The organism is Clostridium algidicarnis (assembly GCF_000703125.1).
GTDB lineage: Bacteria > Bacillota > Clostridia > Clostridiales > Clostridiaceae > Clostridium_L > Clostridium_L algidicarnis.
The window spans coordinates 1898414-1925202 of sequence record NZ_JNLN01000001.1; the positions used below are offsets into that span (position 1 = coordinate 1898414).

21 protein-coding genes, 1 CRISPR repeat array and 1 riboswitch are annotated in these 26789 nt (G+C 30.9%); of the genes, 20 read left to right on the forward strand and 1 reads right to left on the reverse strand.

What is annotated here, in order from left to right; all coding sequences use genetic code 11:
• Window positions 1–11: 11 nt before the first annotated feature.
• Complete coding sequence (locus BV55_RS0109040) at window positions 12–398, forward strand: hypothetical protein (RefSeq protein WP_029452511.1); 387 nt, start codon at window positions 12–14, stop codon at window positions 396–398.
• Window positions 399–400: 2 nt separating this feature from the next.
• Window positions 401–2476 carry a TIGR03986 family type III CRISPR-associated RAMP protein gene (locus BV55_RS0109045; protein ID WP_029452512.1) on the forward strand — a complete coding sequence of 692 codons (2076 nt, stop codon included), beginning with the start codon at window positions 401–403 and terminating at the stop codon, window positions 2474–2476.
• A 341-nt stretch (window positions 2477–2817) separates the two neighbouring features.
• Window positions 2818–4022: a CRISPR direct-repeat array (repeat unit 37 nt; unit sequence ATTTCTAAAGACATTAAGCTCCATTGGAGATTGAAAC).
• 200 nt (window positions 4023–4222) lie between these two features.
• Here BV55_RS0109045 and BV55_RS0109050 read toward each other — a convergent pair.
• The gene (locus BV55_RS0109050) at window positions 4223–5263 is read right to left on the reverse strand and encodes a M42 family metallopeptidase (RefSeq protein ID WP_029452513.1); all 1041 of its coding nucleotides are present in this window, start codon (window positions 5261–5263) and stop codon (window positions 4223–4225) included.
• Between the two features lie 256 nt (window positions 5264–5519).
• Between BV55_RS0109050 and BV55_RS0109055 the strand changes: the two genes are divergently transcribed.
• The 18 genes from BV55_RS0109055 to BV55_RS0109150 all read left to right on the forward strand — a co-directional run bounded on the left by BV55_RS0109055 (window position 5520) and on the right by BV55_RS0109150 (window position 26629).
• Entirely contained in the window at window positions 5520–6908 is a 1389-nt protein-coding gene (locus BV55_RS0109055) for a VanW family protein (protein WP_029452514.1), read from the forward strand.
• 263 nt (window positions 6909–7171) lie between these two features.
• On the forward strand, window positions 7172–8113 hold the full coding sequence (locus BV55_RS0109060) for an AAA family ATPase (protein ID WP_029452515.1): 942 nt from the start codon (window positions 7172–7174) through the stop codon (window positions 8111–8113).
• Between the two features lie 56 nt (window positions 8114–8169).
• The gene (locus BV55_RS0109065) at window positions 8170–9300 is read left to right on the forward strand and encodes a DUF58 domain-containing protein (protein WP_198023207.1); all 1131 of its coding nucleotides are present in this window, start codon (window positions 8170–8172) and stop codon (window positions 9298–9300) included.
• A 41-nt stretch (window positions 9301–9341) separates the two neighbouring features.
• The gene (locus BV55_RS0109070) at window positions 9342–11534 is read left to right on the forward strand and encodes a transglutaminase-like domain-containing protein (protein WP_029452517.1); all 2193 of its coding nucleotides are present in this window, start codon (window positions 9342–9344) and stop codon (window positions 11532–11534) included.
• Window positions 11535–11637: 103 nt separating this feature from the next.
• Window positions 11638–12471: a Cof-type HAD-IIB family hydrolase gene (locus BV55_RS0109075; RefSeq protein WP_029452518.1), complete on the forward strand. Its 834-nt coding sequence runs from the start codon at window positions 11638–11640 to the stop codon at window positions 12469–12471.
• Between the two features lie 128 nt (window positions 12472–12599).
• Window positions 12600–13067: a tRNA (cytidine(34)-2'-O)-methyltransferase gene (locus BV55_RS0109080; protein WP_029452519.1), complete on the forward strand. Its 468-nt coding sequence runs from the start codon at window positions 12600–12602 to the stop codon at window positions 13065–13067.
• 234 nt (window positions 13068–13301) lie between these two features.
• Window positions 13302–13404: riboswitch (glycine riboswitch) on the forward strand.
• 189 nt (window positions 13405–13593) lie between these two features.
• Window positions 13594–13974: a GrdX family protein gene (locus tag BV55_RS0109085; protein WP_029452520.1), complete on the forward strand. Its 381-nt coding sequence runs from the start codon at window positions 13594–13596 to the stop codon at window positions 13972–13974.
• An 84-nt stretch (window positions 13975–14058) separates the two neighbouring features.
• Window positions 14059–14988, forward strand: a complete 930-nt coding sequence (gene trxB, locus BV55_RS0109090; RefSeq protein ID WP_029452521.1) for a thioredoxin-disulfide reductase — start codon at window positions 14059–14061, stop codon at window positions 14986–14988.
• Window positions 14989–15034: 46 nt separating this feature from the next.
• Window positions 15035–15367 carry a thioredoxin TrxA gene (gene trxA, locus BV55_RS0109095; RefSeq protein ID WP_029452522.1) on the forward strand — a complete coding sequence of 111 codons (333 nt, stop codon included), beginning with the start codon at window positions 15035–15037 and terminating at the stop codon, window positions 15365–15367.
• A gap of 202 nt (window positions 15368–15569) precedes the next feature.
• Window positions 15570–16856: a glycine/sarcosine/betaine reductase component B subunit gene (locus BV55_RS0109100; protein WP_029452523.1), complete on the forward strand. Its 1287-nt coding sequence runs from the start codon at window positions 15570–15572 to the stop codon at window positions 16854–16856.
• 35 nt (window positions 16857–16891) lie between these two features.
• Entirely contained in the window at window positions 16892–17362 is a 471-nt protein-coding gene (gene grdA / locus BV55_RS0109110; RefSeq protein ID WP_084170529.1) for a glycine/sarcosine/betaine reductase complex selenoprotein A, read from the forward strand.
• 52 nt (window positions 17363–17414) lie between these two features.
• The gene (gene grdB, locus BV55_RS0109115) at window positions 17415–18719 is read left to right on the forward strand and encodes a glycine reductase complex selenoprotein B (protein ID WP_084170530.1); all 1305 of its coding nucleotides are present in this window, start codon (window positions 17415–17417) and stop codon (window positions 18717–18719) included.
• Window positions 18720–18879: 160 nt separating this feature from the next.
• Window positions 18880–20415, forward strand: coding sequence for a glycine/sarcosine/betaine reductase complex component C subunit beta (grdC, locus tag BV55_RS0109125; protein ID WP_029452528.1), 1536 nt, complete (start codon window positions 18880–18882; stop codon window positions 20413–20415).
• Between the two features lie 14 nt (window positions 20416–20429).
• On the forward strand, window positions 20430–21590 hold the full coding sequence (gene grdD, locus BV55_RS0109130) for a glycine/sarcosine/betaine reductase complex component C subunit alpha (RefSeq protein ID WP_029452529.1): 1161 nt from the start codon (window positions 20430–20432) through the stop codon (window positions 21588–21590).
• Window positions 21591–21915: 325 nt separating this feature from the next.
• A complete protein-coding gene (locus BV55_RS0109135) occupies window positions 21916–23010 on the forward strand; it encodes a BMP family lipoprotein (protein ID WP_029452530.1) in 1095 nt (364 codons plus the stop codon).
• A gap of 71 nt (window positions 23011–23081) precedes the next feature.
• Window positions 23082–24623: an ABC transporter ATP-binding protein gene (locus BV55_RS0109140; RefSeq protein WP_029452531.1), complete on the forward strand. Its 1542-nt coding sequence runs from the start codon at window positions 23082–23084 to the stop codon at window positions 24621–24623.
• Window positions 24616–25701 (forward strand): ABC transporter permease, encoded by a 1086-nt coding sequence (locus tag BV55_RS0109145; RefSeq protein ID WP_029452532.1) that lies wholly within the window; start codon window positions 24616–24618, stop codon window positions 25699–25701. The genes BV55_RS0109140 and BV55_RS0109145 overlap by 8 nt, the downstream gene beginning before the upstream one ends.
• A complete protein-coding gene (locus BV55_RS0109150; protein WP_035794342.1) occupies window positions 25694–26629 on the forward strand; it encodes an ABC transporter permease in 936 nt (311 codons plus the stop codon). Before BV55_RS0109145 ends, BV55_RS0109150 begins: the two co-directional genes overlap by 8 nt.
• Window positions 26630–26789 lie beyond the last annotated feature (160 nt).

Sequence of the window (26789 nt, forward strand, 5' to 3'; positions counted from 1 at the left end):
GGTGAAATTATATGAAAATGGTTGAGATACCTTTATCAGATGCACTAGATAAAAGAAAACTTATAGGCGATAACTTTGAATATGCACTAATTTATGCATTGAATGAGGTTAAGTTTGGTAGGTTAAAAGATATTGACATTTGTGACAAGGAATTGCTCATTGAGGGTAGGATCTTTAATAAGCAGAAAGAGTTACATATATTTAGGTGTGGAGAGGATTTGAAAGCTGTTTTAGTGGAAGATGAAAAAGAGGATGATACCTTTGAAGAGAAGCAGTTATTAGAAGAATGGTTTGGAAAAGAAATAAAAATAAAGCACTATATAGCCTATGATAAAAATGATAATCAAGCTTACATTGATTATACAAGGTTATGTGGAGCAGTTATGGGAGGTGAATAGGTATGATAAAATCGTCAATACCATTAAGAGAATCTATAGCACCGTATAATTTTGTTAGTTTAAATAAAATAGTATTAGAAAGATACGATTCTAAGGAAAAGCTTCCACGGCATGGAATTATGTATAGGAAAGAAGAGGGTTTTTATAATGGCTATGTTGATTATGTAATAGAGGCATTAAGCCCTATTATGGTATGCGGAGAAAATAAGGAGTTTTTTAAAAATCAAAATAACAAATATGCAATACCAGCAAGTACCCTGAGGGGACTTATTAAAAATAATCTTAGTATTTTAAGCCTTAGTAGCCCCGTAAATGATATTAAAGATACACTGTTTTTATATAGAGCATTAGCCAGTAAAAACAAAAAGTTAAAACTTCAATATAATGAAACTATTGATATAAGTCTAGTTAATAAAATGCCTGGAAAGGTTCAAGCAGGTTACGTATATAAAGATGTAAGTGGTAAATACATTATTGTTCCAGCAAAGCATATTAAGGGCAAAACCTTTTATAGTATATCTGAAAGTAATTTAAGACGAATGAATGTAAATAGTGGAAGTATTAAATATATGTATACAAAAAGGATTTTAGATTTTGAAGTTGATAAGACTAGAAACAAAGATGTGGAAAGAAATAGGTGGTATGCTTATATAAAAGGTTGTGAAAATAGAGATAAATACACTAAGCCTCCATATTCTATACCAATATCTTACGATATAAAACAGTTAGAGGATGGTAGTTCAAAAGTATCTAAGATAGATTCAAACGTGAATGGTCTAGGGAAAAAGGGATTTCTGCTTTGTTCCGGGTTTGTCCCAAAGAAATCATCCCACTATTTAATTAATGAGATAGATAAAGATTCAGAGAAGATAGAACTTACAACTGAAGAGGTTAGATCTTATAAGGATAATCTAACTATAAAAGAAAAAAAAGATGATCCACCTATAAAAAAAGAGAAAGCAAAGTTTTATAAATTGCCAGAAGAAGTAGGAGAGATGTATGCAAAACCAATATTTTTTGCAAAAAGCGATAAGTATACTTATTTTGGGTTTACTCCTTATCTAAGAATATTTTATAATGGATCAATTCATGATGGTATACCGAAAATTTTAAAAGAAGAGGTTATAGATTATCAAAAAGCGTTATTTGGATTTGCTAACAATGAAGAAAGATATAAAAGTAGACTTAGTTTCATGGAAGCAGAAGAGTCCACAGGAGCGACGCTAGATACTGAGAAGACAGTAATTTTAGGTGAACCAAAAGCAACATGTTATCCAGACTATATAAATCAACCTTTAAATGATAAGAAAAATTTACTAACATATAATGATAAGGGAGACTTCACAATAAGAGGAATAAAGCAGTATTGGATAAAAGATGAAATAATGGATTGTGAGCTAAATAAAAACACTGATGTTAATGTTAAATTTACACCATTGAAGAGCAAAGCTAAATTTAATGGAAGGGTGTATTTTAATAATCTTAATAAAGATGAATTAGGACTTTTACTTTGGGCTATTAAGCTAAATGAAGGGTGTAAACAAAACATAGGTCTCGCAAAACCTTTTGGATATGGCAAAGTTCAAGTTAAAGATGTTAGACTAAGTATTGAGAACTTAGAAGAGAAATACAGAGGTTTTACCTTTGATTTTTATGATGATGAAACAAGTAAAATTGATGAATATATAGATTTTTATAAAAACTACGTTGTGAAAAAATTTAATTGCGATAAAATAGATAACTATATAAGTATAAGAGAATTTTTTATTATGAAAACTTTATCACTTTCAAATGAGGAATCAAGATATATGACTTTAGCACATCCTGCTGAATTTTCGCAAGGAGTAGTGTTACCAACAGCCTTAGAAATGGGAAAAAGGAAAAATAGCATTTATGCTAGGGGGATAATAAAGGCATCTGATGATTTACAAAAAGAGGATACTGATGAAAAGGAATCAAAAAATGTGTATGATGGGCCTGCAGTTAGTGAAGATTTACTTAAGAAGTTGTTAGAAAAAAATAGTAGTAATTATAGACAAACAAGCGATAAAAATAGTAAAAAGAATAGGAAAAGGTAGCTTGTAAAACTATTTTTGGATTCAGGTGGAGCTTAATTATGATAAATGCTATCTTCATCTGAATCTTAGAATAATATATACTATTTTTAATTAGATAAAAGTAAGGCAATATGGTATGATATATTTAGTTGGTTATGATATAGTTCATGTTAAAAAGTGTTATAAATATGATTTATTAAATCGCAAGCCTATGTGTATTGAAAAACGCGGTACCTTGGCGATACTTGCAAATAGCCACTTTAGCAAGGATTACTATAATATTTGTAAAGCATTTTATTGAAGAAATAGTACCCCTGCGAAAAGAGGCCTGCGAGACCAGTGATTTCAAAGCCTAAATCGCAAGCGCTAAAGACATTAAGCTCCATTGGAGATTGAAACTCATCTTTTTCTACACATTCATTACATTTAGCTTTATTTCTAAAGACATTAAGCTCCATTGGAGATTGAAACTTAATTCTCCTATTATCTGTTGGCTTTGCTTATTTTCATTTCTAAAGACATTAAGCTCCATTGGAGATTGAAACCATTCTGTTACATCATCGTTACATGTAACGCTTTCTAATTTCTAAAGACATTAAGCTCCATTGGAGATTGAAACTATGGAGGTTTTACCATGGAGGAATGGAGAAGAAAAATTTCTAAAGACATTAAGCTCCATTGGAGATTGAAACTATGGAGGTTTTACCATGGAGGAATGGAGAAGAAAAATTTCTAAAGACATTAAGCTCCATTGGAGATTGAAACTTAACAAAGGGTTAAAAGATATTAATTCAGAATTAATTTCTAAAGACATTAAGCTCCATTGGAGATTGAAACTGAAATTTTTCACCACATTCACATTGTAATGTTAATCATTTCTAAAGACATTAAGCTCCATTGGAGATTGAAACTCCAGAAGAAGGATGCCGAAGCGATTGCCCTTTAAAGATTTCTAAAGACATTAAGCTCCATTGGAGATTGAAACGATTAAAGAGTATAATTATCTTTAGATACAAAATTAAATTTCTAAAGACATTAAGCTCCATTGGAGATTGAAACTAACCCTTCTTTATTTGCTTCAAATCCTATTATTAATTTCTAAAGACATTAAGCTCCATTGGAGATTGAAACACGGAACACAAGCCACAGAGAAGGAAGGTTTAGAGCATTTCTAAAGACATTAAGCTCCATTGGAGATTGAAACGAAATAAGGTATCAAAAACAAATCTTCTTTTTGCATTTCTAAAGACATTAAGCTCCATTGGAGATTGAAACACTCATACAAAATGCTTGAACTATCCCTTGTAGATATTTCTAAAGACATTAAGCTCCATTGGAGATTGAAACGAAGGCTAAATTGAAAGGGAGTGAATCCATTTGGGAATTTCTAAAGACATTAAGCTCCATTGGAGATTGAAACAATTCTATAAGTGGCATTTCCTTTAAGTTCAAGTGTATATTTCTAAAGATATTAAGCTCCATTGGAGATTGAAACGTAGCATTTATGGACATGCTAGGGTTAAAGAAAAAATTTCTAAAGATATTAAGCTCCATTGGAGATTGAAACATGCGTGTAGCCACCTTGATAGAAGGGTTTACCTTTATTTCTAAAGACATTAAGCTTGGTGGTACACTTAAAGAAATACTTATAGGAGTACATTATTTAAATTAATAACAAAAAAACTTTAGTAGGATTAATTCAATCTACTAAAGTCTTTTTTATTGTAGTGGGTAATAGGATAATTGGGTTTTTACTGCTTGGTTTTTTTATTTACATAAGCTATATTTAATAACTAAGTCTAAAGTTGCTATTAAAGCATCAATGTGAGTTCTTTCATAGGCATGTGAAGCAAATACTCCAGGCCCTATAAGAGCTGCTTTAACGTCCCAACCAGCGCCTAATACTGCTGAAGCATCTGAACCGTAATATGGATATATGTCGATTTTATAGTCTATATTATTTTTTATACATACATCTATTAAGGTTTTTCTTAAATTATAATCATAAGGTCCTGAAGAGTCTTTTGCACAGATGCAAACAGCATATTCAGTAGAGTTTTGACCAGGTCCTGGTGCACCCATGTCTACAGCTATAAATTCTCTTGTATTTTCAGGAATAGAAGCCTTTGCACCATGTCCCACTTCTTCGTAATTACTTATGAAAAAGTTTGTGGTGTGAGCTGGTTTTATATCATTATTTATCATTAACTCTATAGTATAAAGTAATACTGCAACACTAGCTTTATCATCTAAATATCTACTTTTTATATATCCTTTTTCAGTGAAGGTAGTTCTAGTATCAAGGCAGATGAAATCCCCTACATTTATTCCAAGGTCTTCTGTGTCGGATTTACAGCTTACTCTTTCATCTAAGATAACCTCCATATTTTCTGGGGTTCTTTTAAGTTCACGAGCTTCATCTCCACTTATGTGTACAGAAGGCTTTATAGTTTGCACAGTACCTGTGTAGCTTCTACCATCTAATGTTTCAATGGTGCAGTTTTCACCATCTATAGCAGTCATCATGTAACCTCCAACTGGAGTTAAAGCTAAAGTACCGTTTGATTTAATTTCTTTAACCATAGCACCTAATGTATCTACGTGAGCAGAAAAGGTTCTTTGATAAGATTCATCTAAACCTTTTATAGTAACAATTAAAGCACCTTTAGTAGTTTCTATAAAATTTGCTTTTAACTCTGTAAGTTCTTTTTTTAGATAGTCATTTATATTATTTGTATACCCTGTAGGACTTGAAACTTTTAAGATATTTTCTAAGTAATAGCTTAATCTGTCTTTGTTGTAATTAATGGACATAATATCACTCCTTAGTGTATATTTAATATAAGGTACCTTTAAACAAAGTCTTTATTTATTTTAAAAGTACCTAATATAAATTCTAACATAAATTTTATGAAATATTAAACAATTTGGAAAAAATATGTGTATAATGTATGAAGGAAATAAAAATAAACTTTAAATAAAATATTAACTATATGAGTCTAACATGTTTTAAACTACGTATAATTTATAGTATAATGTTTATGGATATGAAAGGGGAGAGAAAATGACACGTTCTAAAAAAGAAATTAAAAATAAAAAAACAATTATAATTATATCAATTGTGGCTTTAGTTATTATATTATCATTATCCGCTTATCTAGGGTATATTTACAAATATACATTAGGATGGAATAATATTATTTATTCAGATGTAAAGGTAGAGTCAATAGATTTGTCAGCAAAAACTAAAGAAGAGGCTATAGAGTTATTAAAAGAAAATTATGGTGATGCAATTCTAAATAAAAAGTTATCTGTAAAGGCAGTAGATAATAACTATGAAATGGACTATAGTAAGCTTGAATCTAAATATAATATAGAAGAAGTAGTTGAAGAAGCTTTTGATTATGGAAAAGATAGCACAATGCTAGGTAAATATAAAATACTTAAAAGCAACTCTGGTAAGGAAATAGATTTAGATTTTACTTATGATCCAACATATATAGATGAATTTATTGAAGAAGTAGCTACAGAAGTTAATGTAGCTCCAACAAATGCTAAGCTAAGCATGCCATCTAGTGGTAATTTTAATGTATCAGAGGATAAGCCTGGTTATGAGATAGATAAAGAGGCCCTTAAGACTGATATAGTAGCAAATATTAATGGTAAGGTGGATGAAAAAGTTGAAATTGAAGCTAAGGTAGATGAAATAAAAGCTACTGTATCTGCAGAAGAATTAAATAAGATTAATTCTAAAATAGCATCCTTTTCGACTAAGTACTCACATAACTCTACTAATGATAGAGCTGTTAATGTAGAACTTGCAACTAATGCAATAAATGGTAAGGTCCTTATGCCAGGGGAAACCTTTAGTTATAATGATATAGTAGGAAAAAGAACAGTAGAAAAAGGATATAGAAACGCTCCAGTAATAGTTGGTAATAAGGTGGAAGATGATTTAGGCGGAGGTATATGCCAAGTATCTAGTACATTATATCAAGCCGTTTTAAGAACTGGGCTTAAGTCTGTAGAAAGATATAATCACTCATTAGGTACAAGTTATATGCCTCTTGGGTTAGATGCTACGGTAGACTTTGGTAGTTCTTTAGACTATAAGTTTAAAAATACATTTGATTCACCTATATATATAGAAGGTGTAACTAGTAAAGATAGAGTATTAAGCTTTAATATATATGGTAATAGTGCATCTACTGGAAGAACTTACGAAATTGTATCTGAAGCTTATGAAACAATAAATGCAGGAGTTAAAAATGTAGAAGATCCTAATCTTCCAGAGGGACAAACAGTTGTAGAAAAGAACCCTATAAATGGAACAAAGGTTAAGGTTTACAGAAAGGTTTATGAAAATGGAGTATTAATAGATACTGAATTTTTGTCTAATGACACTTATAGGTCTATAGATGGGATAGTAAGAGTAGGAACCAAAAAACCATAGATTATTAATTTGAGTATTTAAATAAGGAAGTCTTTAAAATATAAAGGCTTCCTTATTTTTCATTTAGTGGTTAGGGTTTCAAGTAGTTGGATATAATGTGGGTTATAGTGTGTAACCTATTAATTGTTAAATAACATTAAGAATGAAGAAAGGTTAAAGCTTATTTGAATTAAGAAGAATTGAGTTTAATTACAACCTTATGATATACTTATATAAGGAAAATTAGAATTATTAGTAAGGAGGTAGCAGTTTTTGCGTTAATTATGAGAGAAGTAGATTTAATAAATAAAATCTTAAATAATATACAAAAAGTAATAATTGGAAAAGAAGATGAAATAACAAATGTTTTAAAGGCTGTTATAGGTGGAGGACATGTATTAATAGAAGATGTACCAGGCGTTGGTAAAACGACTCTAGTTAAAGCTTTAGCTAAATCCTTATCCTTAAGTTATAGTCGTATTCAATTTACACCAGACCTATCCCCTTCAGACATAATAGGTATTTCGATTTATGATCAAAAGAGTATGGAATTTGAATTTAAGAAGGGACCCATATTTTCAAATATAGTCCTAGCAGATGAAATAAATAGAACCTCTCCTAAAACTCAATCTGCCCTTTTAGAAGTTATGGAAGAATATCAAGTGTCAGAAGGAAATAATACATATGAGGTAGAAACACCTTTTTTTGTACTAGCAACGCAAAATCCTATAGAATATGAAGGAACATTTTCACTTCCAGAAGCTCAATTAGATAGATTTATGATTATGGTGAGACTTGGATATCCATCAAAAGAAAGCGAAAAAGAAATATTAAAATTATATAAAGAAAAAGAGTCCTTTCAATACATGGATGGAGCTATAAATAAAGAAGAATTGTTATATCTTCAAAAGCAAGTTAGAAAAGTTAAGGTTAATGATAAAATTTTAGATTATATGGTAGATATATCAGAGGCAACAAGGACTTCTAAGTATTTATCATTAGGAGTAAGCACAAGAGCTATAATGTCGCTTCAAAGGATAGGTCAAGCGTCAGCCCTAATAAAAGGGAGAGATTATGTAATACCAGAGGATATAAGAGAAAATGTAAGCTTAGTATTATCTCATAGAATAATATTATCATCTAAAGCTACGTCTAATGGTTATAATAAAGAAAATATGATTTCGGATATAGTGAAAAATATAGAAGTCCCAAAGGTAACTATGTGATGAAAATAGATCATAGGGTAAACAAAATAAATCTTAAGTTTATTTTCTTGCTACTTATGACATCGATATATGCGTACATTCAAGGTGGCATACTATCTTACACTATACTATATATATTTTTATCTATATTTATAATAGCTATAATAACTTCTATATCCTACTATTTTTCTATAAAGGTAAATGTAGAGTTAAATGAAGATACATTTTACGTTAAAGATAATACAAACATTAAACTAATAGTTTCTAATAAGGGGATATTTAAGATACCTTATTTAATAATTAAAGGTAAATTATTTTCTTTAAAGGAAGATAAATATGAAGGTGAAGCTATGTCCATTCCGCACTTTGGAGTATCAGAATATAGCTATTATATAAAATTTAAAGTTCGAGGAAATTATGATTTGAAAAGCTTTACCATATTCATTTCAGATATATTTAATATAATAAATATTAAAAAACAAATTAAAAGTAAAGATACAATAAAAGTTTATCCTAAAATTTATGACTTAGAAAAGTTAATGTGCTCTAAAAATAAGTTTTATGAAAATGCATTTTTAAAGATGGGACTTTTAGAGGATATATATTCAATAAGGGAAATGAGAGAATATAGAGAAGGGGATAATTTAAAGCGAGTAAACTGGAAGGTAAGCGCCAAGGCAAATAAGCTTGTTGTAAAAAACTATGATGCATTATCTTGTAAAGAGGTAATAGTTTTACTAGATATGAATGAATCTATATATGAAGAAGATAGCATGAGTTTAAAAGAAGAAACCCTTATAGATATATGTATTTCATGGATAATGTATAGTTTAAATCAAAATATAAGAGTTAAACTTTATATAAATGCTAAAAATGAAGAAGTTATATCTGTAAAAAGTAAAGAAGATTTTTCTAATCTTATGGAGTTTTTTGTTGAGAATAAAAGCGATGGAGTTAGAGAATATAATAAATTTATAGCATCGAAATCCAATGAATTAAGGAATAATCCTATTATAATGATAACAGGCAAGGTGACAGGAAGTTTAATTAGATCCTTATCAAAAATTAATAAAGATAAGAAGAACATAACAGTCTTTTATTTGGACAAGGAGCATACTAAAGAAGATTTCGAAAATTTATCCATTAACGGAATAAGCTTCGTAGATATTAATCTAATGAGTAAAGATCCTCATGGTACTTCTTTTTAAAGCACAAATTAACATAAAGACCTAAGTTAGGTGGTGATATTATGGAGTTAAAAGATATAAGATGGGTAGCCTTTATATTTTATGTAAATATAATTTTCTTTTTTAAGTTATTAACAAATAGTTATAAGATTATAAACTTTAATTACACATATATAACTATACTGATATTAATAACTTTTATTTTATTTTATGTATATAAAGAGGTTTTAGTATATAAAAGATATAAGGCAGTAGCTTGGATTTTAATAATCATAGCAAGTTTAATATTCATTTACTTTAATAAAGAAAATATTGTTATGTTTAATAAGTCTATTATAGAAGATTTAGATTTATTAAATAAAGTTATATCAAGTGGAAGTGATACGAATTTTAATGATTATAAAAGAATAATAACTGTGGTGCTTCCTATAATTTGTTTAGTAATATTTTTATTGTATTATAAGGGAATTACCCATATCTTATTGATTTTAACCACCTTTACCATGCTGTTTTTATGGTATTTAGGTTATGAGACTTCAGTGGAAGAAAGTTTATTTTATTACTCTTTAATTGTAGTTATTAATTTTTCCGTATCATCTAATAGAATTAATATGAAAAAAATGAGAGTACATAACATAAGAGAAAATATAAAAAGCACTTCCGTAATTACCCAAACCTTATTTTATGGGCTTTTAATAGCAGTGTTAATTAAATTGTATCCAGTAGATATTGAAGGTAGGTATGGAAATATATTAAAAACCAAGATAAATAGTGCCATAACTAACGAAAATATAGAAGGTAGTTTAAATGAAAAAGGTTATGGATTAAAGGTTTCAGGGTATAATGATAGTAATCTTAAACTAGGTGGAAAAATACAATTAGATAATAAAGAAGCTTTTAGGGTAAAAACGGATCAAAGCTATCATTTAAAGGGCAGTGTAAAAAGTATTTATACAGGAAACTCTTGGCTTGCACAATATGAAGAGTTACAAGATATATTTAAAACCAGTGACACAGATAGTAGATATATAAGTTATTTTGGTGAAACGAAAAAAAGTGAAATGTATATAGAAACTACTAACATTAAAACTAATACAGTATTTACTCCTATATACATTATGGATATAAATTATCCAGAAGGTAATAAAATTTATAAAAATGAACGTGCGGATATTTATAAATCTTTTAATATAATAAAAGAAGGGTATAAATTAGATTTTATCGATGAGTATAGAATGAAACCTATATTAATTAATATAGGTACAGATTATGCTAGGGAAGATTTATATAACTATACTCAGTTACCAGATTCCATAACTGAAAGAACTAAAACTTTAGTAGAAGATATAGTAAAGGGAACCGATAATCCATTAGAAAAGTCAAAAAGGATAAGAGAATACTTAGAATCAAATTATAACTATTCTTTAGATGTTAAAGATGTTCCCTTAGATAAAGACTTTGTAGATTATTTTTTATTTGAAGAAAAGAAGGGATATTGCGTCTATTTTGCAACGGCAGCAACTGTTATGAACAGGATAGCAGGGGTTCCATCAAGGTATGTGGAAGGGTTTAATATGCCAAAGGAGAAAAGTTACGAAGACTTTTATTTAGTTACAAATAAAGATGCCCATGCTTGGACAGAGGTACTAGTAGATTCTAAAAATATGATATGGACTATAGAGGATTCATCGCCTACTGCTAGAGAATATGAAAGTTCTTTAAATGAAAACATGCCTGAAGTTAATATAAATAAGTCTCCTGACCAGGATTTAATGCAAGACCCTAATAAAGATGAAATTATTAAAGATGCTAATGACGAAGAAAATGATATAAATACTAATTTGGATTATAGCTATAAAGGTAATTATGTTTTCATTAAAGTAATAATTGTAATATTTATATACATGTTTATTAACCTGGTTACTCAAAATAGAAGAAAAAACAAAATATTAAAGGGTGATTATAAATATTCTTATTTTTATTTAGAAAGAAGACTTAAAACTATAGGTATAAAAAGAGAAAGCAATGAAACGGAAAAGGATTATATAAATAAAATTAGCAATGTTAAGCTTAGAAATACGTGTCTAGAGTTAATAGAATGCTTATACAAAGACTATTATGGAGGATACAAATCAAAGGAGTTTAAAGGGGAAGAATTTTATTTTAATTTAGAAAAGTACTTAAAAGAAATACAAGGAATATCTTATTATATATATAAATATATTATATTTTTTAGAGTTAAAACTACTTCTTAGATTAAGAGGTGGTTTTAATTTTTTTAAAATTTGATATAATGGTGTGTGAGTAGGAATATCTAACCTTAGAAATAAAGGTGGATAACTAGAAGGAGAATTTAATATGAAATATAAAATGATATGTACTGATATGGATGGTACTTTATTAAATACTAATAAAGAAATTAGTGATAAAACAAAAGAAGCTATAAAAAGAGCTGATGAAATGGGGGTACATGTAGTTTTAAGTACAGGAAGAATGTTTAATTCAGCAAATTATTATGCATCAATGATAGATATAAAGACACCTATAATTTCAGCTAATGGAGCATTTATAAGAGATAGAAGCAAGGAAGATGTTATATATAAAAATGTTTTAGGTAAAGAAAATTGTAAGATTTTACTTGAAATATTAAAAAGACATAAGATTCATGGCCACTTTCATACACCAAGTGCATTATTTTCAGATAAACTAGTTTTTTCTGCAAAGATATATGATGATATGAATAAAGATTTACCAGAGGATAATAAAATAGAAATTAATATAATAAAAGATAATTGGGATGAGGTCTTTGAGAAAAATGAAGAGTCTATAGTAAAATGTATAGGAATAGATGAGGACGTAGAAAAGGTTAAAAGAGCTAAAATGGATATGCTAAAGGTTAAAGGAATAGAAGTTGTAAGTTCTTATGAAAATAACTTTGAAATAATGACAAAAGGAGTATCTAAAGGAAGAGGAGTAGAGATTTTAGCAGCATACTATAATATTAAACCTGAAGAAATAATTTGCATTGGAGATAATGAAAATGATTTATCTATGATAAAATTTGCAGGACTTGGCGTTGCTATGGGAAATGCACCTAGTAATATAAAAGAGCAGGCAGATTATGTAACTGATACTAATGATAATGATGGAGTTGCAAAAATTATAGAAAAGTTCATACTAAATTCACTATAAATGTAATAGAACTATACTATAATATATATAGTGTTCTAAATGAACAAAATAACATAGAAACAGTGTTTTATATAAATAATGAAAAGCTTTTTATTATTTAAAATCCTAAAATAGCGGAGGCAATAAAATTGAATTTAAATATAGTACTATATCAACCAGAAATACCTCAAAACACAGGCAATATAGCTAGAACTTGTGTATTAACAAACTCTAAGTTACATCTTATAAAACCTTTAGGTTTTAGTTTAGATGAAAAACACCTTAAAAGAGCAGGACTTGATTATTGGCCTCTCTTAGATATTGAAATTCATGAAAGTTATGAGGCACTTAGAGAAAAATACAGCCATGGTAGATTTTATTTTTCTACAACGAAAGGAAAAAACTTTTATCATGAAGTAGAATTTAAAGAAGGGGACTTCATAGTATTTGGTAGAGAATCTATGGGACTTCCAGATTACATAAGAGATAGTGACCCAAATAAATGTATAAGGATTCCTATGATTAATACTACAACGAGATCCTTAAATCTTTCAAACACAGTATCTATAGTAGCCTATGAAGCCTTAAGGCAGATGGATTTCCCTGTTATGAAATAAGAAAGACTTAAATATAGTAGATTAATTAGAATCGTATCTTAAGTATAGCTATGTTATTTAAAATAGAACTTTGTCGAAATAAATAGAAAATTATCAATCTATACGGTTTCATAATAGGTGCTATAAAAAAAAGCTATAGAAGATATTTGAAATAACAGTAGAATTTTTATCTTTTATGGGTTACAATAAGGGTGAAAAAAATAACAAGCTAAATGAAAATTAATATATAAGTGAATGAAGTTTTCGGAAGATAACCTTATAAAAAGGGTAGCCGAAGGAGTAAGTAATATAGCCCATATATTATGAATCTCTCAGGCAAAAGGACCGAATGCTGACACATCTCTGGAAAGCGATAGCACCGAAGGAGTAATTCTCTCAGGTAAAAAGACAGGGGAAAAGGGAGTAAGCCTTTTTTCTTTGTCTTTTTTTATAAAATGATAGTCCACACAATTCAAAATAAAGGGTGGAAAAAATCTAAGGAAATATAAAAAGAATTTTAAAATTCATAACCTAGGAAGGAATTAATATGATTATTGAAAAGTTTATTGTAATTACAAATAATACTTTAAGTAAAAAGAAACTAGAAGATGATTACAACGTAGAATTTTTAAGCATTGCACCTTTAGACTTATTGTATAAGGTTAGGGATTATATACATCTTGGACATAGATTATTAACCCATCCCCTTATGAGTAGTGTAAAACCTAATGAAACGCCATTTAGAACAGTATTAATATCAAAAGACAAGGAAAAGCAGTTAGATATGGACTCCCTAAATATTATTGAAAATTCTATAAATACTACAAAAAGATTTCTTAATGACTTTGATACACCAAACTGGACAGAAGAAATTTTACAGGACTTTCAATTAATAGACTATGATTTAGTACATCATGCTATAGATTAAATCCAATTAGGATAAAATTTATATTAAAACAAATTGTATAAATAGTTAGAAATATTAACTTAAATTATGTAAGGAGGAATTTTAATGGCTCAAATTTATGATACTATAATAATAGGTGGTGGCCCAGCAGGTTTATCTGCAGGATTATATGCTTCAAGATCAAAGATGAAAACTCTTTTAATAGAAAGAGGTAAGTTTGGTGGTCAAACAGCTACTACAGATGAATTAGAAAACTATCCTGGATCAGCTCCAGATTCTACAGGACCACAATTAGTAGAAAGAATGAGAAAGCAAGCAGAAGAATTTGGAACTGAATTTTTAAAGGATGAGGTTTTAGAAGTTGAATTAGAAGGAAAGATAAAAAAGATAATTTGTAAAAAAGGAACTTATGAAGCTAAAACTATAATAATAGCTACAGGAGCTTACCCAAGACTTTCAGGATTTAAAAATGAAACTGAACTTAGAGGTAAGGGAGTTTCTTATTGTGCAACTTGTGATGCTGATTTCTTTACAGAATTAGATGTAGCTGTTATAGGTGGTGGAGATTCTGCTATAGATGAAGCTATATACCTAACTAAGTTTGCAGATAGTGTAACTATAATTCATAGAAGAGAAGGTTTTAGAGCAGCTAAAACTTCCTTAGAAAAAGCACAAAAGAATCCAAAAATCAAATTCATATTAGATACAGTAGTTGAAGAAGCTAAGGGCGATGAAATTCTTGAAGGACTAGTTCTTAGAAATGTAAAAACAAATGAAGTAACTGACCTTACTGTAGATGGATGCTTTGTATTTGTAGGATATCTTCCAATATCAGAATTGTTTAAAGGAAAAATCAAGCTAAATGGTAGAGGCGATATAATAACAGATGAAGATATGAGATGTGATATTGAAGGCGTATTTGCAGCTGGAGACATAAGAGAAAAGACTTTAAGACAAGTAGTAACAGCTACTGCTGATGGAGCTATTGCAGCAACTACAGCAGAAAAATATGTTGAAGCTAATTTTGCGGATTAATTAAAATTTAAATATATCCAAAATAAAGAAAGTGGAGGGATTTACAATGTTAGAATTAAACAAAGAAAACTTTGAAGCTGAGGTAACTAACTATACAGAAAAGCCTGTATTTGTTGACTTTTGGGGAGACAAATGTGAAATATGTTTAGAACTTATGCCATCAGTACATGCGCTAGAAGAAAAATATGGCGACAAAATAAAATTTGCTAGCTTAAACATTGGTGGTTCTAGAAGACTTGCTATATCACAAAAAGTTTTAGGACTTCCAACAATGATAATATACAAAAATGGTGAAAAATTAGAAACTATAACTCCAGATAAGATAAGCACCATTGATGATGTAGAAAATTTCATAAAATCAGTATACGATAATCTATAATTTATTTATTGTCTATAAGTCTAAAATTTAATTATTTAGGATTAAATTCATGGCTAAAGACATTAAATAACAATTCTTAAATTTCAGATGGAGTTTAGGCTTCATCTGAAATAAAAGTAATATTTATTAAGTTCCAAACTGAGTTACTGTGCATATTTCATAGCAGCTTGGATAATATAAGAATATTTAGGAGGTGAACGCTTTGCGTCTAGAAATTGGAAATATATTCATAAAGGATGTTCAATTTGGACCAGAGACTAAAGTTCAAAATGGTGTACTCTATGTAAATAAACAAGAATTGTTACAAGAAGTGTCTGGAGATGAGAGAATTCAAAGCATAGACTTTGATATCGCAAGACCAGGTGAAGAAGTAAGAATTATCCCTGTAAAAGACGTAATTGAGCCTAGAGTAAAAGTTGAAGGTAAGGGTGGAATATTCCCAGGCTTCATGAGTAAGGTTGATACTGTAGGATCAGGAAGAACACATGTATTAAAAGGCGCTGCTGTAGTTACTACAGGTAAAATTGTAGGGTTCCAAGAAGGAATTATTGACATGGCAGGAGAGGGAGCTAAATATACTCCATTCTCAAAAACTAATAACCTAGTTATAATAGTTGAACCAAAAGAAGGCGTACTTCAACATGATCATGAGCAAGCAGTAAGAATGGTAGGATTTAAGGCAGCTACATACTTAGGTAAAGCAGGAAAAAATGTAGAGCCTGATGAAGTAAAAACTTTTGAAACATTACCATTGTTAGAGCAAGTTAAACAATATCCAGACCTACCAAAGGTTATATATGTTTACATGCTTCAAACTCAAGGATTACTTCACGATACCTATGTTTATGGGGTAGATGCTAAGAAGATAATACCTACATTTATATACCCAACAGAAGTATTTGATGGAGCTATAGTAAGTGGAAACTGTGTTTCAGCTTGCGATAAGAACCCAACTTATGTTCATTTAAACCAACCTATAATTGAAGATTTATATTCAAGACATGGTAAAGACTATAACTTCTTAGGTTGTGTTATAACTAATGAAAACGTATATCTTGCAGATAAAGAAAGATCATCTAATATGACTTCAAAATTAGTTGAATTCTTAGGAGCAGAAGCGGTTATAATATCAGAAGAAGGATTTGGTAATCCAGATGCTGACTTAGTTATGAACTGTAACAAGATAACAGAAAAAGGCATAAAAACAGTACTTGTTACTGATGAATATGCAGGTCAAGATGGAAGTTCACAATCACTTGCAGACTCAACTCCAAAGGGAGATGCTATAGTTACAGGCGGAAACGCTAATGAAGTTATAACATTGCCTCCAATGAAGAGAGTAATAGGTCATCCAGAAGTTGCAAACGTAATTGCTGGAGGATATCTAGGAAGTTTAAGAGAAGATGGATCTATAAATGCAGAAATTCAAGTTATTACAGGAGCTACTTCAGAAGTTGGGTTTAATTACTTAACTGCTAAGGGTTACTAAAATTAAAATTATTTGTTTTGAAAGGATGGAATAATATGTTAGAAGGAAAAAAAGTTATTGCAATAGGAGATAGAGACGGTATACCAGGCCCTGCTATAGAAGCTTGTGTAAAATCCGCAGGAGCAGAAGTAGTTTTCGTTTCCACAGAATGCTTTGTTTGAACAGCTGCAGGAGCTATGGATCTGGAGATCCAACAAAGAGTAAAAGACCTTTCTGAAAAGCATGGTGCAGAAAATTTAGTAGTTATAATAGGTGGAGCTGAAGCAGAAGCTTCAGGACTTTCAGCAGAAACAGTTGCTGCTGGAGACCCAACATTTGCAGGCCCTTTAGCAGGAGTTGAGCTAGGACTTGGAGTTTACCACATGGTAGAACCTGAAATCAAAGATGAATGCAATGCAGAAATTTATGATGAGCAATGCGGAATGATGGAAATGGTTTTAGATGTAGACACTATAATTTCAGAAGTTAAGGGTGTAAGAGAAGAATTTTCTAAATTCAATAAATAAGATTAAAAAAATAAAATACTAATAATAAACTCCATGAAGGGGGGAAATAATTTTGATACGTGTAGTACATTATATTAATCAATTTTACGCTGGAATAGGTGGAGAAGAAAAAGCCGATATAACACCAGAATCTAGAGAAGGATTCATAGGACCTGGTATGGGTCTTAATGGCTTACTTAAGGGTGAGGCTACCATAGTTGGAACTATAATCTGTGGAGACTCATATTTTAATGAAAATATGGAAGAGGCTGAAGCAAAAATAATAGAGATGGTGAAAGAATTCAAGCCAGATCTATTTATAGCAGGACCAGCATTTAATGCAGGAAGATACGGTGTTGCTTGTGGTGCTGTAGCAAAGGCTGTTGAAGAAAAATTAAATATACCAGTTCTTACAGCAATGTATCCAGAAAATCCTGGAGCAGACATGTACAAAAAGCAAGTATATATTGTTGAAACAAGAAATAGTGCAGTTGGTATGAGGCAAGCTCTTCCAGCAGTAGCTAAAATGGCTTTAAAACTTGCAAAAGGTGAAGAAATATTATTACCATCAGAAGACGGCTACATTGAAAGAGGCATAAGAAAGAACTATTTCAATGAAAAAAGAGGTTCTGAAAGAGCAGTTGATCTATTAGTTAAAAAGCTTAAAGGTGAAGAATTTGAAAGTGAATTTAAAATGCCAGTATTCGATAGAGTAGAAGCATTACCACCAGTAGCTGATATAACTAAAGCTAAAATTGCTATAGTAACATCTGGGGGAATAGTTCCAAAAGGAAACCCAGATCATATAGAATCATCTAGTGCTTCTAAATACGGTGAGTATAATATAGAAGGAGTAATGGATTTAACAAAAGACACTTATGAGACAGCTCATGGTGGATATGATCCAACTTATGCTAATGATGACTCAGATAGAGTAATTCCTGTAGATGTTTTAAGAAACATGGAAAAGGAAGGAAAAATCGGATCACTTCATAAATTCTTCTATTCTACAGTTGGTAATGGAACAGCAGTTGCATCTTCAAAGAAATTTGGAGAAGAAATAGCTAAGAAATTAATCGCTGACGGAGTAGATGCAGTTATATTAACTTCTACTTGAGGAACTTGTACACGTTGCGGTGCAACGTTAGTTAAAGAAATTGAAAGAGCTGGATTACCAGTAGTTCATATGTGTACGGTAGTTCCAATATCTCTAACAGTTGGAGCTAACAGAATAGTTCCTACTATAGCTATACCACATCCATTAGGAAACCCAGCATTAACTCCTAAAGATGAGTATGAGCTTAGATATAAATTGGTGGAAAAAGCTTTAGAAGCTCTTGAAACACCAGTAGAAGGTCAAAAGGTATTTGAAGTTTAAAATACTTAAAATTATAGGAGCAAGTCATATGACTTGCCCCTATAAAATTAATAATTAAGAGTTAAGAATTTAGGATTATAATAATGTTTCCTAATTCTTAATTGTTAATTTTAACATTTTAACATTTTGATAATTTAAAATAATAAGGAGGGTTTTCTATATGGATTTTCCGGTAATAAAAAAAGCATCATATATCTTAGTTAATGCACCAGATATGGTAATACATAATGGTACAACTCAATCACTAGAAAGAGAAACACATCCAGATTCTGAATACCTAACAAAAATTAAAGATAATTTAAGAAGTTACGAAGAGGTAGTGGGGTACGCTCCAAACCAAACTTATATAGGAAATATGACACCAGAAGAATTAAAAGAACGTCCAAGACCATGGTATAATGAGACAATAGAGAATGCTAGAAGGTATGGTAAATTTGGTGAAATAATGCCACAAGATGAGTTTTATGGAATGATAAAACTTTCAGATTCCTTTGATCTTGTGCTATTAGAAAAAGGCTTTACTGAAAAGGTAAGAGAAAAGTTTGTAAATAGTCCTGTATTAAATAGTAAAGCTAGTGAATTAAAAGAAGGTTCAGATATAGAAGATATAAATAAACTTGTAGATAATGGAATAGCAGAAGGATTATATGAAGGAGAAACTCTTGTCGGTTGTGTAAAAAGAGCTCATGAGTTCGATAAAAATTTAACTGCTCATATAATTATAGAAAACTTAGTAGTGAAAGCTTCAGGAGTTTTAGCATTGATGCATCTTATGAAGGATTCAGATATAAAAAATACTGAAGTTGAATATATAATTGAATGTTCAGAAGAAGCTATTGGAGACATGAATCAAAGAGGTGGTGGAAACATTGCTAAGGGTCTAGGAGAAGTAGCTGGATTTACAGGAGCTACTGGAATTGACCTTAGAGGTTTTTGCGCAGGCCCTAGCCATGCTTTAATAACAGCATCAGCTTTAGTTAAAGCAGGAATATATAAAACAGTAGCAGTAGTAGGTGGCGGATCTTCAGCCAAACTTGGAATGAATGGAAAAGACCACATAAAAAAAGGACTTAATATTTTAGAAGACTGTATTGGTGGATTTGCATTATTAATAGGTGAAAATGATGGAATAAACCCAGTTCTAAGAACTGATATAGTTGGAAGACATACAATAGGACACGGATCTTCACCACAAGCAGTTCTTGAAGCACTTGTTTCAGAACCTCTTGAAAGAGCAGGTCTAAAAATAACAGATATAGATAAATTTGCACCAGAAATGCAAACACCAGATTTAACAGAAACAGCAGGAGCTGGAGATGTTCCTACACAAAACTATAAAATGATAGGAGCTTTAGCTGTTAAAAAGGGTCAATTAGATAGAAAAGAAATTGGAAACTTTGTGCTTGATCGTGGATATCCAGGATATGCTCCAACACAAGGACATATACCATCTGGAGTACCTATAATTGGTCATGCTAGAGAGCACATGCTTAACAATGAAATGAATAAATTTATGGTAATAGGAAAAGGAAGCTTATTCTTAGGAAGAATGACTAACCTATTTGACGGAGTATCTATAGTAGTTGAGAAAAATACTGGAGCAAAGGCAGAAGTAGAGGGAGTTTCAAAAGAAGAAGTTAAATCTATGGTAGCTGATGCAATGAAAGATTTTGCAGCTTACTTAATGAATAATTAAGGGGCGTGAGTGTAATGGAAGAATTAAAAGTAAAAGGTATGATAGCTGATGTGTTTAATGACATAGCAGAAGGAATAAAAAGTGGAAATTTTAAAGAAAAAGTTAAAATAGGCCTTACTACCTTTGGTAGTGAACATGGCGTAGAAGAAATGGTAAAAGCTGCAGAACTCGCAAAAAATAAATATAATGATTTTGAAATAGTGCTTATTGGACCTAAGGTAGATGGAGACTTTAATATAGTTGAAGTTGAAAATGCCGAAGAAGGCCATAAGAAAATGGTTGAATTATTAGAATCAGGGGAAATACAAGGCTGCGTAACTCAACACTTTGATTTTCCAATAGGAGTTTCCACAGTAGGTAAGGTATCTACACCTGCTACTGGAAGAGATCTTATATTAGCAACTACAACAGGTACTACATCAACTAATAGAGTAGAGGGAATGGTGTTAAATGCCATTTCAGGAATAGCTGTAGCTAAATCCTTAGGAATTAAGAATCCTACACTAGGAATATTAAATATTGATGGTGCAAGACAAGTTGAACGTATATTAAAAGAGTTAAAAGATAATGGATATGAATTACAATTTTCAGAATCTTTAAGAGCAGATGGTGGCTCAGTAATGAGAGGTAATGATCTTTTAACTGCAACACCAGATGTTATGATTTGTGATTCTCTTACAGGTAATATATTAGTAAAACTATTTTCATCCTTTACTACAGGTGGAAACTACGAAACAGTAGGCGCAGGTTATGGACCAGGTGTTGGAGAAGGCTATACTAAATTAGTTAATATAGTTTCTAGAGCATCAGGAGCACCACTTATTTGTGAAGCTTTAAGATATTCAGCTACTTGTGCAACAAATAACTTAATAGGCGTAGCAAAAGACGAATTTAGTAAGGCTAATAAGGCTGGTCTAAAAGATATAATAGCAAAGAATACAAAAGAAAAGGTTAAACCTGCTGAGGAAGAAGTTAAAATGCCACCTAAAAAGGTTGTAACTTATTCTATAGCTGGAATAGACATATTAGAACTTGAAGATGCGTGCAGAGCTCTTTGGAAGGAAAATGTATACTCCGAAAGTGGTATGGGATGTACAGGACCTATAGTTCTAGTAAGTGAAGATGAAGGAACTAAAGCAGAAGAAATATTAGTTAAGACAGGGTTTAAGTCATAAAATAAAACTTTTAGCTGTAGTTTGGAAATAAACTACAGCTAAAAGAATATGTTTTTTAAAATTCTATATTCCATTTACAAATATATTATGATATAATATAAAAGCAACATAGATAACTTTCTATAAAATATTTTTAAAGAAAGTTTAGTTTTTATAATGAGTATGTAAGCGGTTTAGTATTTTCACCTAGTGTAAACGTATAATTGCATATGAAATATGATAAATTTAAAAGAATATTTGCTTTATATAAAGATTAAGATAGTTTTTAAAAGGTTTATAGAATTTTATGTTGTGAGGGAAGTATAAAAAATAGGAGGGAATTAGTATGAATAAGAAAAAATTAGTTGCTGCATTAGCATCAGTTGCAGTTGTAGCTACATTATTTGCAGGATGTGCTAGCAAAACTACTGAAGGGGATAAAGCGCCAGCAGCGGGGGATACTAAAAAGATCAAAGTTGGATTAGTTACAGACCAAGGAGGAGTTAATGATGGTTCCTTTAATGAGTCTGCAGTAAGAGGTATAGAACAAGCAAGTAAGGATTTAGGAATTCAAAAATTGAATCCAATAGAATCAAAACAACAAGATGCTTATGAGCCAAACTTAAAGACTATGTCAAATCAAGCTGACTTAATAGTAGGCTGTGGATTTATGATGGAAGATGCAATGAAAAACGTATCATCACAAGTTACAGACAAAAAATTCTTGCTAGTTGATGCTGTAGTTGAAAATCCTAATGTTTCATCAATAACATTTAAAGAACATGAGGGTTCATTCTTAGCAGGAGTAATAGCTGGTAAAATGACAAAAACAAATAAAATTGGATTTGTCGGTGGTAAAGAAGGAGACGTTATTGGTAGATTTGAAGCTGGATTCGTAGCTGGAGTTATGAGCGTTAACGAAGAAGCAGGTAAGTTACTAATGTCTAAAGACGAAAAAACACCAGGACAAAACGTTAAATACATTGATTCATTTGATGACCAAGGTAAAGGATTTGAAGCAGCAAAACTTTTATATGGTAGTGGAGTTGATATAGTTTACCATGCAGCTGGTGGTGCAGGACTTGGAGTATTTAAAGCAGCAAAAGACATGGATAAATTTGCAATAGGTGTTGACTCAGACCAAGCAGTTACAGCAAAAGACTACAAAGATGTTATCTTATTCTCTATGGAGAAAAAAGTTGACGTTGCTGTTATAGATACAATAAAAGATATTCAAGCTGATAAATTTGTAGGCGGAAAACTTAAAGTATTAGGAATTAAAGAAGGCGCTGTTGGAATAGCTCCAACTGTACATCCTGATGTTTCAAAGGATGCTATGGATTTATCCAAAAAAGCTGAACAAGAAATAAAAGATGGTAAAATAGTAGTTCCAGGCACACGTGCTGAACTTTTAAAATTCAAAGCAGTAGAAATTAAGTAGTTTTAAAACATAATAAGACTAGATGCCCCGCATCTAGTCTTTTTCAAATAAAATAGGAAGGAGAGGATTTCGTGGAAAAAGTTGTTGAAATGAAGGGTATAACTAAAGTATTTCCAGGTGTAATTGCTAATGAAGATGTTGATTTTGACTTAAACAAAGGAGAAATCCACGTTTTACTAGGAGAAAATGGAGCTGGAAAGACAACTTTGATGAATGTTCTTTATGGACTGTATGCGCAAGAAGCAGGAGATATATTTATAAAAGGAAATAAAGTAAGCATAAATAATCCAAAAGAAGCCATAGATTTAGGTATAGGAATGGTTCATCAACATTTTATGCTAGTTCATAACTTTACAGTAGCTCAAAACATGATATTAGGTAACGAACCTAAAAAGGGATTAAATTTAGATATAAATAAAGCTATAGCCGATACTAAAGCGCTTTCACAAAAATATGGCTTTAATATAGATCCTGAAGCTATAATAGAAGACATGACAGTGGGACAACAGCAAAAGGTGGAAATATTGAAGGCTCTTTACAGAGGAGCAGAAATTCTTATACTAGATGAACCTACAGCAGTTCTTACTCCACAGGAAATCGTAGAATTAGGAGTAATCCTAAAAAACCTTGTAAAAGAGGGTAAATCCATAATACTTATTACTCATAAATTAAAAGAGGTTATGATTATGAGTGATAGAGTAACTATTATTCGTAGAGGAAAGCTTATTGGTGTTATAGAAACAAAAGGAACTAATATAGATGAACTTGCGGAAATGATGGTAGGTAGAAAAGTAAACTTAAAAGTAGAAAAAAGTGATATAAAATTTGGAGAATCAGTTTTAAAGATAGAAGATCTTAAGGTTTTGGATCATAGAAAGATACCAGCAGTTAAAGGTGTTAATTTAGAGGTTAGACGAGGAGAAATACTAGCTATAGCAGGGGTAGATGGTAATGGCCAGACTGAGCTTATAGAAGCTATAGCAGGGCTTAGAAAGCCACTTAGTGGCAAGATTGTGTTAAACGGTAAAGATATAACAGGTAAAACTTCAAAAGATGCCATAGAAGCAGGATTAGGACATATAGCAGAAGATAGGCATAAAAGAGGACTTATATTAAATTACTCTTTATATGAAAATTCTATACTTGGTGTTCATTATAAAGCACCTTTTGCAAAAGGCATCATGATGAATTATAAAGAAATTAAAGATTATACAAAAAGACTAATTAAAAACTATGATATTAGAACCCCTAATGAAGATGTAACTGCATCATCACTATCGGGTGGAAATCAACAAAAAATAGTTATAGCAAGGGAAATTGAAAAAAACCCAGAATTGCTTATAGCAGCTCAACCTACAAGAGGATTAGATGTAGGAGCTATAGAGTATATTCATAAAAGATTAGTTGAAGAAAGGGATAATAATAGAGCAGTACTTTTAGTATCCTTAGAGCTAGATGAAGTACTTTCTCTTGCAGATAGAATAGCTGTTATCTATGATGGCCAAATAGTTGATATCTTAGATGTAAAAGATGCTACGGAACAAAAGCTAGGCATATTAATGGCTGGTGGCACATTAAAGAAAGAAGTGAAGGGAGGAGAAAGTCATGAATAATCCTAAAAAAGAGAAAAAAGAATTACCGGGATTTGTAAGAGAATTTTCCATTTCAGCTTTTTCAATTATTGTTGCTTTATTTATTTCTATTTTCTTTGTAATGCTCGCATTAAATACAGGATTTGCTGAATCAACTAAAACACTTTTTTCATCTATTTGGGCAGGAAGCTTTGGATCAAGGTCACAGTTAATAGAAACTTTAGTATTTACTACACCACTTATATTTACAGGTCTTGCTCATGCTATAGCATTTAAGACAGGACTATTTAATATAGGTGTTGAAGGTCAATTTATAATTGGAATGATGACAGCTACTATGGTAGGACTTATACCTGGAATACCAAGAGGCATACATATAATGTTAATACTTATAGTTGGTATTGTTTCAGGAGGATTCTGGGCAGCAATACCTGGATATTTAAAAGCTAAGATTGGAACTAATGAAGTTGTAAACACTATAATGATGAACTTTATTGCTATGAACTTAGCAAATTATTTCACTATGGGTGTATTTCATAAACCAGATAGTGCATCTACTTTCCCAATTAAAGAAAGTGCTTATCTTACAAGATTTTTGGGAGATAATTATAGATTAAATACAGGGATATTTATAGCAATATTACTAGCAGTGTTAATATATATTCTATTTTGGAAGACAACTATAGGATATGAAATACGTGCTGTAGGTCTTAATCCATTTGCAGCAGAGTATGGTGGAATAAGCATAAAGAAAAATATAATACTTGCTATGGCAATTTCAGGAGCAGTTGCAGGACTTGGTGGGGCAATTCACATAGCAGGAGTGCAACATCAATCAGTTCAATTATTTGCCTTTCCAAACTTTGGAATGGATGGTATAGCTGTAGCTTTAGTTGCTAAGAGTAATCCAATAGGAGTTATTTTTTCAGCCTTATTATTTGGTGCTTTGAATTTAAGTTCTGGTACATTAATGCTTTATGGAATACCCAAAACTATATCTGCATTAGTTCAAGGAATAGTAATATTATTTATAGCGGCTGAATACATCTTTAAATGGATTTCTGAAAAGAGAAAAAAGGAGGCCATTGTAAATGAGTAATATGTTGTTTTTAACGATTATTGGTATAATATCTGCTACATTAAGATTAGCAACACCTCTTATATTTGCAAGTTTAGGTGGAATTTTCTCTGAAAAATCTGGAGTTGTAAATATAGCATTAGAGGGTATAATGACAGCGGGAGCCTTCTTTGCAGTACTTGGATCTTATCTTACAGGGAATCCTTGGATTGGTGTAATATGTGCCATAGTAGGTGGAATGTTTTTTGCAGCAATACATGCTTATTTAAGTATTCACCTTATGGCAGATCAAGTTATATCAGGTGTTGGAATTAACGTATTTGCACCAGCATTGGTGGGATACCTTGTATATAAGTTCTTTGGGACACCTTCACAAACAAGTACAGTAACAGCACTTCCATATCCATCTGCAGCTTTTGGTAAGGTGCCATTAATAGGACCTCTTTTAGCAGAGTTAAATTGGTTTGTTTGGATTGCGTTAATATTAGTTTTTGTATCACAATATGTAATATATAAAACACCACTAGGTTTAAGGATAAGAGCTGTTGGAGAACATCCAAAGGCAGCAGATACATTAGGGATAAGTGTATACAAGGTGCGTTATTTATCTGTATTACTATCAGGTGTATTAGGTGGACTTGGTGGAGCTACATTATCTATAGGAATCATGAACCTTTATAGAGAGAACATGGTAAGTGGTAGAGGATTTATAGCTCTTGCAGCTATGATATTTGGTAATTGGAAACCTAAAAATGCTATGCTTGCATGTATGCTATTTGGGTTTGCTGAAACCTTACAATTATATGCAAAGAGTTTTGGATGGAGCATTCCAGGAGAATTTTATGCAGCCTTCCCATATTTATTAACAATGATAATGCTTGCGGGATTTGTTGGAAAGACTCAAGCACCACTAGCAGACGGAGTTCCATACAAAAAAGGTGAGAGATAATCAATTATATAGATACTGATTTAAGGCATTTTCAAAAACACTAACCAGTAGGGTGGCGTTTTTGGAAATGCCTAAATTTAAATTATAATGAAGTGCTATAATTTACAAAACAGTTTGGCATGGTATAATTGTATTAATTAAAATAATAAATAGGGTGATT

What these genes read in the sequence shown, in the direction of transcription:
- BV55_RS0109040 (WP_029452511.1), top strand. Translation starts at nt 12, where the DNA reads ATGAAAATGGTTGAGATACCTTTATCAGATGCACTAGATAAAAGAAAA.
- BV55_RS0109055 (WP_029452514.1), top strand. Translation starts at nt 5,520, where the DNA reads ATGACACGTTCTAAAAAAGAAATTAAAAATAAAAAAACAATTATAATT.
- BV55_RS0109085 (WP_029452520.1), top strand. Translation starts at nt 13,594, where the DNA reads ATGATTATTGAAAAGTTTATTGTAATTACAAATAATACTTTAAGTAAA.
- BV55_RS0109075 (WP_029452518.1), top strand. Translation starts at nt 11,638, where the DNA reads ATGAAATATAAAATGATATGTACTGATATGGATGGTACTTTATTAAAT.
- BV55_RS0109135 (WP_029452530.1), top strand. Translation starts at nt 21,916, where the DNA reads ATGAATAAGAAAAAATTAGTTGCTGCATTAGCATCAGTTGCAGTTGTA.
- trxB (WP_029452521.1), top strand. Translation starts at nt 14,059, where the DNA reads ATGGCTCAAATTTATGATACTATAATAATAGGTGGTGGCCCAGCAGGT.
- BV55_RS0109150 (WP_035794342.1), top strand. Translation starts at nt 25,694, where the DNA reads ATGAGTAATATGTTGTTTTTAACGATTATTGGTATAATATCTGCTACA.
- BV55_RS0109065 (WP_198023207.1), top strand. Translation starts at nt 8,170, where the DNA reads ATGACATCGATATATGCGTACATTCAAGGTGGCATACTATCTTACACT.
- BV55_RS0109145 (WP_029452532.1), top strand. Translation starts at nt 24,616, where the DNA reads ATGAATAATCCTAAAAAAGAGAAAAAAGAATTACCGGGATTTGTAAGA.
- BV55_RS0109060 (WP_029452515.1), top strand. Translation starts at nt 7,172, where the DNA reads ATGAGAGAAGTAGATTTAATAAATAAAATCTTAAATAATATACAAAAA.
- grdC (WP_029452528.1), top strand. Translation starts at nt 18,880, where the DNA reads ATGGATTTTCCGGTAATAAAAAAAGCATCATATATCTTAGTTAATGCA.
- BV55_RS0109070 (WP_029452517.1), top strand. Translation starts at nt 9,342, where the DNA reads ATGGAGTTAAAAGATATAAGATGGGTAGCCTTTATATTTTATGTAAAT.
- BV55_RS0109045 (WP_029452512.1), top strand. Translation starts at nt 401, where the DNA reads ATGATAAAATCGTCAATACCATTAAGAGAATCTATAGCACCGTATAAT.
- grdD (WP_029452529.1), top strand. Translation starts at nt 20,430, where the DNA reads ATGGAAGAATTAAAAGTAAAAGGTATGATAGCTGATGTGTTTAATGAC.
- trxA (WP_029452522.1), top strand. Translation starts at nt 15,035, where the DNA reads ATGTTAGAATTAAACAAAGAAAACTTTGAAGCTGAGGTAACTAACTAT.